17 protein-coding genes are annotated in these 13,997 nt (G+C 36.7%); 9 read left to right on the top strand and 8 right to left on the bottom strand.

Annotation, left to right across the window (positions count from 1 at the left end; translation table 11 throughout):
• Positions 1–61: 61 nt before the first annotated feature.
• From HHL20_RS05010 to HHL20_RS04980, 7 genes are all read right to left on the bottom strand, one after another.
• Entirely contained in the window at positions 62–922 is an 861-nt protein-coding gene (locus tag HHL20_RS05010) for an AraC family transcriptional regulator (RefSeq protein WP_169230076.1), read from the bottom strand.
• Between the two features lie 60 nt (positions 923–982).
• The gene (locus HHL20_RS05005; RefSeq protein ID WP_169230075.1) at positions 983–1,183 is read right to left on the bottom strand and encodes a hypothetical protein; all 201 of its coding nucleotides are present in this window, start codon (positions 1,181–1,183) and stop codon (positions 983–985) included.
• Positions 1,184–1,205: 22 nt separating this feature from the next.
• The gene (locus tag HHL20_RS05000) at positions 1,206–1,625 is read right to left on the bottom strand and encodes a cupin domain-containing protein (RefSeq protein ID WP_169230074.1); all 420 of its coding nucleotides are present in this window, start codon (positions 1,623–1,625) and stop codon (positions 1,206–1,208) included.
• Between the two features lie 110 nt (positions 1,626–1,735).
• On the bottom strand, positions 1,736–2,302 hold the full coding sequence (locus tag HHL20_RS04995; protein WP_169230073.1) for a DapH/DapD/GlmU-related protein: 567 nt from the start codon (positions 2,300–2,302) through the stop codon (positions 1,736–1,738).
• Between the two features lie 73 nt (positions 2,303–2,375).
• Entirely contained in the window at positions 2,376–3,431 is a 1,056-nt protein-coding gene (locus HHL20_RS04990; RefSeq protein WP_169230072.1) for an alpha/beta hydrolase, read from the bottom strand.
• An 89-nt stretch (positions 3,432–3,520) separates the two neighbouring features.
• Positions 3,521–4,399, bottom strand: a complete 879-nt coding sequence (locus tag HHL20_RS04985) for a helix-turn-helix domain-containing protein (RefSeq protein WP_169230071.1) — start codon at positions 4,397–4,399, stop codon at positions 3,521–3,523.
• Positions 4,400–5,078: 679 nt separating this feature from the next.
• Complete coding sequence (locus tag HHL20_RS04980; protein WP_169230070.1) at positions 5,079–6,491, bottom strand: S41 family peptidase; 1,413 nt, start codon at positions 6,489–6,491, stop codon at positions 5,079–5,081.
• A gap of 34 nt (positions 6,492–6,525) precedes the next feature.
• Between HHL20_RS04980 and HHL20_RS04975 the strand changes: the two genes are divergently transcribed.
• From HHL20_RS04975 to HHL20_RS04965, 3 genes are all read left to right on the top strand, one after another.
• Positions 6,526–6,768, top strand: coding sequence for a hypothetical protein (locus HHL20_RS04975; protein ID WP_169230069.1), 243 nt, complete (start codon positions 6,526–6,528; stop codon positions 6,766–6,768).
• Between the two features lie 273 nt (positions 6,769–7,041).
• Positions 7,042–7,629 carry a hypothetical protein gene (locus tag HHL20_RS04970; RefSeq protein ID WP_169230068.1) on the top strand — a complete coding sequence of 196 codons (588 nt, stop codon included), beginning with the start codon at positions 7,042–7,044 and terminating at the stop codon, positions 7,627–7,629.
• 69 nt (positions 7,630–7,698) lie between these two features.
• Positions 7,699–8,289, top strand: coding sequence for a hypothetical protein (locus HHL20_RS04965; protein WP_169230067.1), 591 nt, complete (start codon positions 7,699–7,701; stop codon positions 8,287–8,289).
• A 176-nt stretch (positions 8,290–8,465) separates the two neighbouring features.
• Here HHL20_RS04965 and HHL20_RS19735 read toward each other — a convergent pair whose 3' ends face one another.
• Positions 8,466–8,768 (bottom strand): winged helix-turn-helix transcriptional regulator, encoded by a 303-nt coding sequence (locus HHL20_RS19735; RefSeq protein WP_169230066.1) that lies wholly within the window; start codon positions 8,766–8,768, stop codon positions 8,466–8,468.
• Between the two features lie 187 nt (positions 8,769–8,955).
• Here HHL20_RS19735 and HHL20_RS04955 point away from each other — a divergent pair, with 187 nt between their 5' ends.
• The 6 genes from HHL20_RS04955 to HHL20_RS04930 all read left to right on the top strand — a co-directional run bounded on the left by HHL20_RS04955 (position 8,956) and on the right by HHL20_RS04930 (position 12,849).
• The gene (locus HHL20_RS04955) at positions 8,956–9,378 is read left to right on the top strand and encodes an SRPBCC family protein (protein ID WP_169230065.1); all 423 of its coding nucleotides are present in this window, start codon (positions 8,956–8,958) and stop codon (positions 9,376–9,378) included.
• A gap of 61 nt (positions 9,379–9,439) precedes the next feature.
• Entirely contained in the window at positions 9,440–9,973 is a 534-nt protein-coding gene (locus HHL20_RS04950; RefSeq protein ID WP_169230064.1) for an SDR family NAD(P)-dependent oxidoreductase, read from the top strand.
• Between the two features lie 11 nt (positions 9,974–9,984).
• Positions 9,985–10,158: a hypothetical protein gene (locus HHL20_RS04945; RefSeq protein WP_169230063.1), complete on the top strand. Its 174-nt coding sequence runs from the start codon at positions 9,985–9,987 to the stop codon at positions 10,156–10,158.
• Positions 10,159–10,457: 299 nt separating this feature from the next.
• Positions 10,458–11,003, top strand: coding sequence for a peptidoglycan-binding protein LysM (locus HHL20_RS04940; RefSeq protein ID WP_169230062.1), 546 nt, complete (start codon positions 10,458–10,460; stop codon positions 11,001–11,003).
• Positions 11,004–11,141: 138 nt separating this feature from the next.
• The gene (locus HHL20_RS04935; RefSeq protein WP_169230061.1) at positions 11,142–11,762 is read left to right on the top strand and encodes a toxin-antitoxin system YwqK family antitoxin; all 621 of its coding nucleotides are present in this window, start codon (positions 11,142–11,144) and stop codon (positions 11,760–11,762) included.
• Between the two features lie 628 nt (positions 11,763–12,390).
• Positions 12,391–12,849 (top strand): lipocalin family protein, encoded by a 459-nt coding sequence (locus tag HHL20_RS04930; protein WP_169230060.1) that lies wholly within the window; start codon positions 12,391–12,393, stop codon positions 12,847–12,849.
• Positions 12,850–13,997: the final 1,148 nt, after the last annotated feature.

The following is a 13,997-nucleotide window of genomic DNA, read 5'->3' as shown; positions in this document are numbered from 1 at the left end:
AGAACAAAATTACTTCGGCAGAAAGTGATGCTGTTAGGACAAAAATGAGAATCGATAGGACTTATCTGAAGTTCTGCCTGAATATTTCGGGAGATGCTTTGGTATGTTTTTTAAAAAACCTTGTAAAGTAGGAAGGATCTTCATAACCAAGATTATATGCAATTTGACTGACTTGGCTGGATGTAGCCAAAAGTTGACGTTTAGCTTCGAGAATGATATGGCCGTTTATAATTTCGGACGGGGTTTTATTTAATAGAGATTTAGTAATTGTGCTCAACTGATATGAAGAGATATGAAGCAAATCTGTATACTGCGACACTTGCTTATGCGTGGTAATGTTTTCTTCAACCAATTCTAGAAATTGTTCTAATTTTTCCTGTGTGTATGAACTGGTAGCAACTGACGGTGTTATTTTTTTTTGTCTTTGTCGAAGCAGTTCAACCAGGAATATGCTTAGATTGGCTTTCAGAACTTCCTGATATCCTTTTTCTTTTTCTGCATATTCTTTCAATGCATTCAATATAATGTTTTCAATTTTCGTAAACCCTTCTGGTTCTAGCCGATAGGTATTATTTTGTATCAGCTTTGTCAAATGATTTTGTGAGGTACGGTTATGAGAATACAGAAAATCCGTTTTAAACTGAATAAGATAGCCGGTACTTTTTACTTTTAAATCAAGACGATGTACCTGTCCCGGGCGCATGACAAAAACGGTATGGTCCTGTATGGTACAATGGGTAAAGTCTATATCATGCTGGCCTGATCCTTTTTTAATGATTAAAATATAAAAAAAATCGTGTCTGTGGAGTTCCTGTATCATATCATTCTTGGCAAGCAGCGGTGCAATATCCCTGACAGAATAACTGTTGGACAGATGTGCCTCATCTTGTTGATTGATTTTCCTAACAGGGATATCCTTCATTTTTAGAATAAATAATGTCAAATTTAATGTTTTTATATGAACACTAAAATGAACTTGCACCTATTTGAGATAGAATGTGTGGTTATGTTCGTTCCTTACCGTAGCATCGATATCCGCAACATATATCCTGTTATTATCAACTACAATAGTACTTCCTGGTTCTTCCATCAGTATTAATTTGCTATTCGCTACTGCAGTTCCCTTCACATTTAATTCTTTGTCGGAATAATACAGCATTTTCATATCTCTATAAAAACTCACTTGTATTTAAATCAATCTAAAATTATTTTTTGTTGGCTTCCGCAAATTCTTCATCGGAAACAGCTTCCAGCCAAATATTTTGATTGGTTTGCGGATTTCCATTCGTTGCTAAATGCGAGAACCAGCTGTTAGCGGTCGCACCGTGCCAATGCTCAACATTCGGAGCAATTTCTACGATATCTCCAGGTTTTAAACGACGTGCGGGTTTTCCTCTTTCCTGATATAAACCTTCTCCACCCACAACGATCAAAAGTTGTCCGCCTGTATGGCTATGCCAATTGTTACGACAACCCGGTTCAAACGTAACATTAGAAAGGGGAACATTTAAATTTTTATTGCTTGTAAGCGGCGCCAAATAGGATTTACCTATAAAATATTGTGCAAAAGCCGTGTTTTCTTCGCCTGTTGGAAAATCACTTATTGTAGGGATATTTACATTCATTTTCTTTGATTTTATTTTATTTTATTTGAATTTATTTTATTTTGTGCAATTACAGTTGGACTAAACGCTAAAAGAATGATGATTAAATATTTCATTGTTTTACATTTAATTTATGATTCAATTGTTTTGAGGATTTTTGCAGGAATTCCTCCCATCACAACATTGTCCGGAACATCTTTAGAAACGACTGCTCCGGCTGCTACCACCGCATTTTCCCCAATCGTAACTCCCGGCAAAATGGTTGCATTGGCTCCAATCCATGCATTTTTCTTGATTAAAATAGATTTTCCAATTAATCCTTTTCTGTATTGAGGTTCTAAAGGATGATTTTCCGTTATGAGGCTTACTTTCGGGCCTATTAAAACTTCGTCTTCAATGGTAATTCCACCTAGAGTCAGAAAAGTACAGTCGAAATTGATGAATACATTTTTTCCGATATTAAGATTTTTTCCGTAATTGATGTAGATAGGCGTAAACACCGCTACATTCTCCAATTCTTTGCCGATAATTTGACTTAATATTTTCAAAATATCATCCGGTTCTGTGGAATTATTTAATTCAATCAATTGCTTTTTAACCTCATAAGAAGCCTCCAGTAATTTTTGAATTTCCGGGTCATTGGGCATTATTGTTTCACCACTTTTTAGTCTGGTGAAGATATCTTCGTTAAAGCTCATTATTAAATATTTAGAAAATTAAAAGGCTGAATCCATTATTTTAAAAAGCAGATTCAGCTATTGCAATGTTCAATTATTTTAAATTGGTTCGGAAGAAATTTTCCAGTTTTTCAAAAGGAATCACATCTACTTTGTCGTATAAATCAACATGAACCGCATTCGGAATAATCATCAGTTCTTTTGGTTCCGCAGCCATTTTGTAAATGTCTTCAGAAAAATACCTTGAGTGCGCATTTTCACCGGCAATTAAAAGCATAGGTCTCGGTGAAATTTCTTTGATGTAACTTAAAATGGGCATATTCATAAATGAAAGCGCGCTGGTCAATCTCCAACCTTTGGTTGAATTTACTGAACGCTCGTGAAAACCTCTTGGAGTTTTGTAATAATCAAAATAATCTTTTACAAATTGAGGTTCACTGCCCGTTAATTTTTCCGGAAGATGAGAAGATGGATATGCCTGTTCCCCTGTTTCCGCATCTTTCCATCTTTGCTGGTTTAGCTCTACGAGCGTTTTTGTTCGTTGTTTAAGTGTAACTACATCGTTATATCCTTTAGAAATTACTCTTGTCATATCATACATACTTGTAGTCGCAACGGCTTTTACTCGCTTATCTATAGCAGTAGCATTCAGTGCCATTCCTCCAAATCCGCAAATCCCGATGATCCCGATCCTATTTCTGTCCACATTTTTCTGAAGCCCCAGGAAATCAACAGCCGCACTGAAATCTTCGGTATTGATATCGGGCGAAGCTATATTTCTCGGTTCGCCACCACTTTCGCCTGTGTAAGAAGGGTCAAAAGCGATAACGGCAAAACCTCTTTCCGCCATTTGATTGGCATACAAACCGGAAGACTGCTCCTTCACCGCACCAAACGGTCCACTGATTGCCAAAGCCGCAAGTTTTTCGTTTCCTCTATTTTTTGGAAGATATAGATCTCCGGAAAGTATGATTCCGTAACGGTTTTTAAAGGTAACCGCTTTTCGGGTAACTTTATCGCTGAGCTGAAAAGTATAATATTCGTTTTGTTCTGTTGTATTCATTTTTCCTGGATTTGATTTTTTATTCTGCGCAAATGCCTGTCCGATGAAAAGAAAGTACAAAGCCACCACTGTTGTTACTATTTTCATATCTGAATTTTGTTTAAAAATTACTGATACAAAATTAGAAATAGCGGAGTGCTAACCGTTAATGATAATCAAACCAAAAATTAAGAAAATCAAACCTCAGCCAAACGAAATGCTTTTGGATTGGTTCCGGTTTGTTTTTTAAAGAAATTATTAAAATATGTTGGATAATCGAATCCTAATGCGAACGCTATTTCTGAGATATTCCAGTCGGTGTGCTGCAGCAATGCTTTTGCTTCTGTGAGAATTCGTTCCGTAATATGAGTCGTAGTGGATTTTCCGGTAACTTCTTTCACAGCTCGATTGAGATAATTAACGTGAACATTCAAATTTTTCGCAAAATCCTGAGCTGATTTCAATTGCAGAGATTGGTTTGTAGTTTCGATGGGAAATTGTCTTTCCAACAGTTCCAGAAAAACGGATGATAATCTTGATGCTGCATTTTTGTTTTGGTCAAAATCTTCTGCAGGTTCCAGCTTCAGAGATTCGTGGATAATCAAGCTTATGTAATTGCGAATCAGCTCATCCTTGTAAACATAATCGCTTTCCTGCTCTGCAATCATTTTTTGGAAAATGGTATTGAGAAAGAGTCTCTGTTCTTCGGTAATTTTCAGAACGGGAGTTCCGCCAATTTTAAAGAAAGAAGACTGTTGGAGGCTTTCGGAACGTTCAGAATTTTTAAAAAATTCCTCAGAAAAAAGAATGGTATAGCCTTTATAAGTTGTTGAAATGGTTTCCCAGGAATACGGAATATGCGGATTTCCGAAAAAAAGCACCGTGCCTTCCTGCTCGAAGCTTTTATCAGAATAATGAATCTTACTTTTTCCTGTCGTAAGACAGATCTTATAAAATTCTTTTCTGCTGTACACACGGGTTTCGCTTCCGTCCTGTTCAATCTGGAATGCACGGAAACCTTTTAGTTTTAATTCAGTATTAAACTCCGAAACAACTCTTTTTACCTTTTCTTTCATTTTTCAAAGTTAAGAAAATCAAACTGCAAACGTAACACTAAAGGCAAATTCAATTTATAGAAGAATCATATTGTTAAACGTCAAAATCATGGTATTCTTATGATTTCATCGTCTACGGTTGCTAAAGCATTGAATCCTCAAGCAAATCCACTGTTTCATCAGAAGATTTTGATAAGCTATTAAATAGATTCGCTGTTCAGGATTGTTGAAATTTCTCTCGGCTGAACTATTCGAATTACTAATCATTTGTAATCGATTATATTCTGAAATAAACGTAATGAGATCTAAATTCATAATAGCTCCTTACAAGTTACTGTCGTATTAATTATCTTGATCAATTAATTAATTGCTCTACCATCCTATTTGATATTCACCTCTATCAATGCGTATCATTTTAAAAGATTTAATCTCAGGATCTGCAAATTTTATTCATTTAACAGTTGAATCTATATTTCAAAGTTTTTGAAATACATCATCATCCATCAATTACCACTTGAAATATACTTTGACCTATACCGTTCAATACTCCTATTATGCCATCTTTTCGCATATTAGATCTTCCGTTACAATTTTTATCGTTAAATAATTCCTTTAACAGCTGATGATCAATATAATGGAGCGTTCCTTCTAGGGCATAGAAATTAATTAGAAAATGAGTTTTAAAAAAAACGCTGAAATTCTATTTAATCTTCATTATGTATTTCTCAGCTTTTTCAAGTTGTGAATCATATTTGAGCGGATATAAAATATCATTTGTCGTCCTTTCTACAAGGATATCAGGTTCTATCCCGACTCCAACAAACTCCCTTCCGTCCGGAAATGTAGCCCTTTTTGTGCAGATCCATGCGGTGGCATTTCCTGGCAAATCAATTTGCAACGGTTGCCCGGTACTACCACTGGTATATTCTCCCAATCTTTTTACCCGTTTCTGACCATCCAAAAAGATCAAAAAATCTTCAGCTGCGGAATTCGTATAATTCCCCGTTAAAACAATGGTGGGCATCAGGAGTTTTACAGTGGCCGCTAAGGTGTCAGGTGCATAAGGATATTCATAGAACTTGCTGCCAAGATAAGCTTTGAAATAAGCCTTCGAGTCTTCAGCAGAAAGTCCCCATTCCGGTTTGCCTTTCAGGGTGTCTTCGGCAGTGAGAAAAGAACCTATTCCGCGATCAGTCGGTATAATCTCTCTGCTGTATGTTCTTTCGCCATATAATAAGTTGCCTTCTATAAAATACTTTGCAATATTTTTAGCATTTTTAGCACTGCCGCCGCCATTGTTTCGCAGGTCGATAATAATACCCTTTGCAGCTTGAATTTCCGGTAGCTTTTCTTCAAAGCTTTTTACCACTTCCGCATCATTAAACGTATGAATTCCAATATAGGCAATTTTGTTTTGAAGCCATTTCAGCTCAAAATTAGGTTTGCTTGGCATCGAGTCGGGAAATACATCTTTTTCTTCCGTTGGTGCATGAGTCAGTGTCAAACTTCTGATCTTACCATTCGGTGTGCGTATTTCGATATTGAAACGCTCTCCTTCAAAACCTCTGAAAAGAAAGGCAGCCGCCTTGTTATTAAGCTCATGTAGGGTAGATACTGAAATATAGGGTTTTACAGACTCATTGATATAGGCTTGGGTAGGAATACCATTCACCTTTACGATCTCGCTGCCGAAGGGAATTTCTTTAGATTTGCTTTTATTGATTTGCGTTATCAATACCTTTCCGGCAACATTCATGGGAACGATTCTGTATTCTCCAAAGGAATACAGCATCAGCTGTTTTTCAATGTTTTCCGGAAGATAGACCTGGGTATGACCATCCTTTAAAACGGCACATAAACGCTGTAGTTCCCTGTAATACTGATAATCACTTGTAGTATGCTGAATGTTTTCGATAGCCCTTTTATAAGCTGCCTCCCATTGCTGCTTGTCTACTTTATAGAGGTATACAAAATTGTAATTGACCTCACTCCAGAATTTTGAAAGACCATAGATTTTATCGGAAAGAGATAAGGCGTTCGCTGGCTGTGCATGAAAGCAAAAGCTGAAGAGAAATAAGAAAAATGTACAGATTGGTTTTAAAGATGTACGCATAGGTAACTGAATGAAGGTATAATTAAATATTGTTTTGCAAAATAATTGTTTTAAATATACAAAAGTTCTGGATGCAACAACGAAAATTGACTATTATCTGCCGAAAGGTCTGTATCAGTATACGGGCCTGACCAACAGCAAGGAAATCATTCACGTAGTTGAAATTATAGTGAAAAAATTTATATCTGCCTATGAAATCACCGTGATCAAATCAGATGAAGCCTGTACCTCTGGTTTGAAAAAGGTAAGAAAAAATAGCGTTACCGGTTTCTCCTGATTCGAATTCCCGCCTGCAGTTGCCAAAGCTTATACATAATGCTGCTTCTTTATATATTTTCTGTGTGTAAATAATTTTTAAGTTCTAATTTACTGTACTTGTCAAAGGCTGGCAATAAGGTCGGCATTGCAGTCTAATAATGGTATATCATTTCTGATACCTCATGTACAGAGATGTGTTTCAGATCAGTTTCCTTTTAAGGTTGATTATATCCGCACTGGTTTTGGCTTTTATATTGCAGGCATTCATTCATGAGTTCAAAATTTCAAGCCAATGGATAATAACGAATATCGTGCGAAGTTTCTAACAAAGATTAATAGTAACAAAATAATAACCGGTATTATACTTGGAATATTTATTGTTCTTATCGCATCGTTTATAATCGTTTACACCTTTTTCGGCAAGCAACTCCAGCTGCCGAGCTATGGTTATGTTGTGCCCCTGTTCGTCATCCAGTTTATCATCCTTCTTACTACCTTTATCCTGAGTATCTCTTTCTTCAGAAGTTATGGAGAGGTCCTGGCTGTTATGAATGCTAATGATCTGGAAACTTTGAAACAAATAAGCGAGTCGCGTTCCTGGCCAGAAAGGTATCTTCCCTCTTTTATTATTTATTCAGGTAAAATTCGGGTTTTTAAGTGGTTACGACAACCTGAATTTCACTTTACAGAACTGAAAGAAATTACGATTAAAACCAACATCTTTACACGGGGAAAACAAAACAGGCTGGTGATATTCCATAAAGTAAATGGGGGCACCTTCTTCTTTGCAGTAGACAACAACTCAGCTCAGAAAAGACATCTTATTGAAAAAGCAGTTGAATATAATCCCGATATTATCATAAAAGGCAATATGCACTAAAACAAACCGTGTTGAAAAGTTTTTGATTATTGTCTCTATATCAATTTGTATTACCGCTAAAATAATTATATGATCAAACGAATTCTCATCCCGACGCTAATCTATGCTGTATTAACAGTGGTCATCACCCTTACCTTATCTCAGCATCAATCATTTGTAACTATTTTAGTAGTTCTCAATTCGATATACGCCGTTCTTATCCTATTAACCGTCCTTCAACATCTTAAACTTGCAAAACAAAATATAAGTACGGATAATGGACATCTTCTTGCACAATACCGAATAGATGTTAGCGGCAACTTTTTTGAAACTCCTACCTTGTATAAAATTTCACAAAGACCTTTTTTATTAGGCCTGGAAAAACGATTGGTTAATAATCAGGATTTATATTATGATGAGCGCTTTTTTTATGCTGTTGACAAGCCAGGCACTGTTTTAAGGTATCCGCTCGTTGATATCACCGAACTTAGCAGGACCAGTATTCAAATCAATAACAGCCGCATCTGGCAGGTTAAAATAGCTATAGGCTCAGAAATTATAGAATACCGGTTTACGCATAACTTTTCCATCTGGAATAAAAACTTTTTGAATTTCTACAACAGGCTGAAACAAATCAAGCCGCAGGCCATACAATCAGAATGGAGTTTGTGGCGGCTGTAAGTGATCAAAATATTTCTTTTACGGCCTTCCCTGCCAGTCAACTTCATAATTCTCAACATCCTCACCATATGCGGTAGTGAGCAAAAAACCGGTTCCCCCCTGCCCGACGTCAAGCTTGAAACTGACCGAACAATATAAAACTGAAAAACACTATTAAATATAGGATACCTTATTTTTTAATGTTCCGTCCTCAATGTTTCAAGCATAAGCTTCCGGTGCTTTACAGCCCACTCACGTAACTGCAAGATGACCGGTGCGCAACTCTTCCCATGTTCGGAATGGGCATAGCAAACAGCATTTTTTGCACCGTTTCCATACTCAACAATGATGAGTTTGTTTTGCTCTAAATATCGAAGCTCTTTTGTCAGTACTCGTGAGGTAATAGGATGCAAGTCGCTTTTTAATTCTACAAAACGCTTCGGGCTGCCGCATAATGACGCCATTATAGCGCCACGCCAACGGCCTCCAATTAGTTCCACTGCATCCTATACATCTCTGTGCAGCAAATGCTTTTCTCGATCCTTCATAATAACCCATTTTATTGATTACTGTGATCGTCTTTGCTTTTATTACAATCACTGTTAAATTAAATTTGGTATCCTTAAAGATACTCAATCCGATTCAATAATCAGGGCTATTGTCTTCGTAATTATCTAACTTCGTGATATGAATGATTGCTTTGAAATAGAACTGGTTTACAATGCTTGTGTCATACAGGTGTGGCAGACTTTAACCAATGCCGAACTTATGAAGATATGGTATTTTCCACAGATTAAGCATTTCGATCTAAAAGTCGGTAATGCTTTCAGGTTTGCGGATGACGGTTCGACTTATAAGAAAAATTGGAGGATAACACGGTTAGAAAATGATCGCTTAATGGCACACAGCTGGGGCTATCAAGACTATCCCGGCTACTCGGAAGTTACTTTTGAACTGTTTGGCCAAGGTAATATGACAGTCTTAAGGCTGACTCACACCGGACTGAGCAGCTTTCCTCAGGATCTACATTTTGCCTATCAGCGATTTGAGCTTGGCTGGAATATGATTCTGGATCATAATCTTCGTCAGTGTTTGGAGGACCAAACCTGATGTACGCGTTGAGCAGTCAAACAACGATAATATATACTTATGAAATTACCGGAAATAAATTTTGATAACCGGAGCCGCAAGTGGTATCGGTTTGGAGATTGCCAAATTGTTCAGTAAAAAAAACAATACCGTCATCATGGCGGACAGAACGGCTGACCGGCTGATCACAGAGGCTGAAAAATTGGTTAATGCAATCGCCATTACAATTGATCTTGCTGATGAACAGGCATTGAAAACTTTTATAGAAAAATTAAAGATTGAGCACAGCGATCTGAATATTGCCATCCTCAATGCGGGGATAGCCAATGATTATGCTTTGTTTAGCGATCTTTATAATTCAGCGTATTCACATTCAGAAATGGCAACAAACTATCTTGCCAACGTGCAATTGGCACATGGTCTGGAACCTATTTTAGCTGATCAGGAAAATGCGGCATTTGTATTTACCACCTCCGGGCTGGCGTTTGTTCCGAATCTTACCTATCCAACGTACAGCGCCACTAAATCTGCCCTGCATTCATTTGCGACTGCCTCACGTCTGGCATTGGAGCGAAAAGGATCTGAAATCAAAGTATTTGACCTGATGCCCCATTAACAGAAACACCATTGGCCAAAGGACTGGATGCTCCCAAGATTAGCGCTGCACAAGTTGCAGCATGGTTTCTCAACAGTTTTGAAAATAATGAACTGGAAATTCATGTGGGAGATACTGAAAAAATTTACCAGTTGTTTCTGGACGATCCCCGTCAGGCTTTAGCTGCAGTAAACCCTATTCTATAAAGAAGTCTATATCTGGCTTACAAATGTGATCGGTTGTTTAGGAGCCCTCAATAATATCTATTCTGATTTTTTAGTTCCTTACCTTTGCGACCGATTATAATAAAAAAGCAGTTCTATGAGCCCTCAACACTTTGAAGTGTTGTGGGCTTTCTGTATAAACGGGTGATCGAAAAACGTGTGGCGATTTCACTACATCAACTTCCATGTTTCACTACAGAGAAACTTTTTTCGCTGATGCACATTTGTAATGTTCAACAGAGAACAATTAAACAGGAATAAAAAATAAAACAATACCATTTATGAAAAAGCAAATCGCTATCGCAGCATTAACTATCGGAGCATTCGTATCAGGAACAAACACTGTTCAGGCTCAGAATACTACGGCAACAACAACCGTAAACATTACCCTGAATGATGTCATCTCTATCGACGCGGGAAGTACGGCAATCGGCAATACAGTTGACTTTAACTATGCTACTGCAGCAGATTACAACTCTGATCAGACGGTTACTAAAGCCAACTCTTTAAAAGTGACTTCAACAAAGAATTTTAATGTAAAAGTAAAAGCAGGAGGTGCGAATTTCATGAATGGAACCAACGTAATCCCTGTAAATGTTCTGACCATCAAAGCTGCTGCTGCTTCCGGAACCATGGGCGGAACAAAAAATACTGTTGTTTTATCTGTAGCTGAGCAAAATCTGGTGTCAAATGCACCGTTGGGAAGTGCATTAACACTGAATCTGGACTACACGATTCCAGCGGCAAAATCATCTTCTTCTGATATTTTAGGAAAACCAGCGGGAACGTATACACAAACCGTAACGTATACTGCGACTGCTTTATAATAAAAAAAGGGAATTTTATATAAGCCCCCAACGCTTTCAATGTGTTGGGGGCTTTCTGTTTAAACTAGCGTGCTAAATATGTGTGTTAGTATGTCATAAAAGAATAATATATTTGATGAAAAATAATCAGAAAGAACTATGAAATCAATCATTACTAGCTTATTGCTCATGAGCAGCACTTATACTTTCGCTCAAAATAAAGAACATAAAGAATATTACGAAAACGGAAAACTCAGGTTATCCGGATATGTAGATAAAGACGGAAAACAGACCGGAGAAGCCAAAGAGTATGATGAAAACGGAATGTTAAGAACTTTGTCCCACTTCAAGAATGGCGAAATAATTGACGGGACAACCTATTATACAAACGGAAAAATACAATCTACGGTAACTTTTAAAGGCGGAAAAATCAACGGAGAGACAAAAAATTATTATGAAAACGGAAACCTGGCAGAGGCAGGAACTTACAAAGATGGAGAGCCGGTGGGTGAATGGAAAGAGTATTATGAAAGCGGAAAATTGGCTAAAATTATAAATATTTCTTCGCAGGAAATCCGTTCAAAAAGTTATTATGAAAACGGAAGCCTGGAATCTGAAGGTCAATATCAATCAGATGAAGAAACAAAAGTAGGAGAATGGAAAGACTATTACGAGAACGGAAAGCTTAAACAAGTAGCAAATTATAATGGTAACCAAATGAATTTACCTTCTAAGGTTAAAAAGTATGATGAAAATGGTAAAGTTACCTTTGAAAATTAAAGACTGTATAGTGCAGTTGTATTTTAACCATACTTCCCGGCAATAGTCGGGATTTTTTGCATGATGACGTTAAAATGCTGAGTATAATCTTTTAAAGGCATTAAATTGAAACAACTTTTTGAAGCACTCACCAGCAGATATATTAATAATACGGGACAGATGCTGAACATGGTAATCGGTAATTGCTTGGCATGCAATATCCAGCGCTGTACAAGCGGACATGCAAATACCGCCTTAGAACAGACGACACCTCAGAAATGCCACCACCACAGTGCGGAAGTAGTCCCATACGATGATAAAATAAAGAAACAGCCTTATCATGACAAACAGATGGTAAACTGTGAAGTCCAACCTAACAAGGGCTCTGGTGAAATGTACATATATTTTGTATCAGTTGGAATTATTTTTTTAGTATAAACCCTCTACAAATTCTGAACATTATTGAGGAGGCAACAACGTCATGACTGCCGCCTACGTTTCCCTTTATTTTTATAGAAATGGAAAATGAATAAGTCTAAAATTTAAATTCCTTGCATAACCATTAGGCGCTGTTAAAAATAGTCGAAGGTTACAAAATTGATTGGCATTTACTTTGTTATGTTAAACATATCAATCAATGTATTTTAAGATGACAAAACTTTATATATTAGGAGCTGTGAGTCTGTTATTACTTTCATGTAAAACCGATAATGACAACGAAGACAATGCAGCATCGATTGTGGCAAATTGGAAATTTTCCAAGGCGGAAGTTGTATCAGGAAGCGACAATACTACTGTTTTATATTCCCAAACGCTGACCGGTTGTGATGCAAATACAACCTTCGAGTTTAAGAGCGACGGAAAATATGCGATCAGATATTTTCTTAAACAAAATAATCAATGCCAGTTTGATTATGAAGATGCCGGAATTTATAACTACGATCAGACAGCACAGACGATAGCGGCTAAGAGATCAAACTCCTCTCATACGGAAATTTACAAGGTCGAACGATTGAATAATGATGAACTGGTGCTATCACTATATGACGACTATGATCAAAATAATGATGGTATTGAAGATAAAAATGTATATTATTTAAATAAATAGGTGCGGTCACATCAGGACAAAAACACCATATTATAAGTGTGTATATAATGAATCATTTGTATTGATAACCGGTTTCTTATCTTTCATACTGACCACAATGCCAATTAAATTATAATCTGTGGCCTGTATTGTTAATGAGGTACTAAACAGTTAGCAGCAATGAATACATCATCTGCCAGTCTATACAATCCGGAGAGCTTCGCTTTAGAGATGAATAGGTTCTGACTATATTCTAAGTAGACAGTACATCAGTAAGTATTAAGGCAGCTGTTACACGTACAAAATAGGATTGACTATCGCCAATCCTAAATCACAAGATTAAACACAAAATTTTGCCTTTCGGCTGAAGAAACTAACCTTGCTAAGACGCTCTGAATGAACTGCTTCAAATAGTGTCCGGTTTTCTGATCAACACAAGAATTTATCGTCTGCATTTCAAAAATACGTAACCATTGGCTTTATTATTCGGATAATATAGTGAAACAGCAAAAATAGAAGATCAGACGGCAAAATCATCAATTGAAGTGTCACGTCATTCAATCCAATTCTTATGATCGCATAAGAAATGTGGAGCCAGTAACACAGGCTCAGTAAAATCTTAGTCTTGATAGATCATCAAAATATAAAACTTACTTATACATTCATCAGCATAGATAATTGCACAATAAAAATTGACAAATTGATTATGGTTACAAGTGAACTTCATATATGTAACAACAATTTCACGAATTAAATGGCAACCCGAATAATGTCAAGTAAAACGCATAATTCTAAGTGCCTGATTTCAGCACCTCGGAATATCGGAAGCTCACATCTGCAAAATAATATTTATCAGAATTTTTAATAGAATCATTTACATCAAATTAGAAAAAAACTTCCCAAAACTAAACGCTCAAAAAGGACCAGAGCAGACTCCGATCCTATAAACAAGATTAATTGGAATAACAACGCCCTCTAAGGGCAATTGTACAGATTAGATTTTTATTGATATTAATTCTTGCTTTTATCCATAGACACAAAACAATTGCTGTGCAATTTTGTTATATAAATTTTGATGCAGTCTATAAGATTCAACCCCCTCCGCCGACAGTAGAAGACTTTCAGCAATAGATGCTAAAGCTCATATCCGTCTATTTGTTCACATACTA

Origin of the sequence: Chryseobacterium cheonjiense (assembly GCF_012927265.1) — a bacterium.
Classification (GTDB): domain Bacteria; phylum Bacteroidota; class Bacteroidia; order Flavobacteriales; family Weeksellaceae; genus Chryseobacterium; species Chryseobacterium cheonjiense.
Note: the sequence above shows the minus strand (reverse complement) of the source record. Positions and strands in the feature narration are given on the sequence as shown.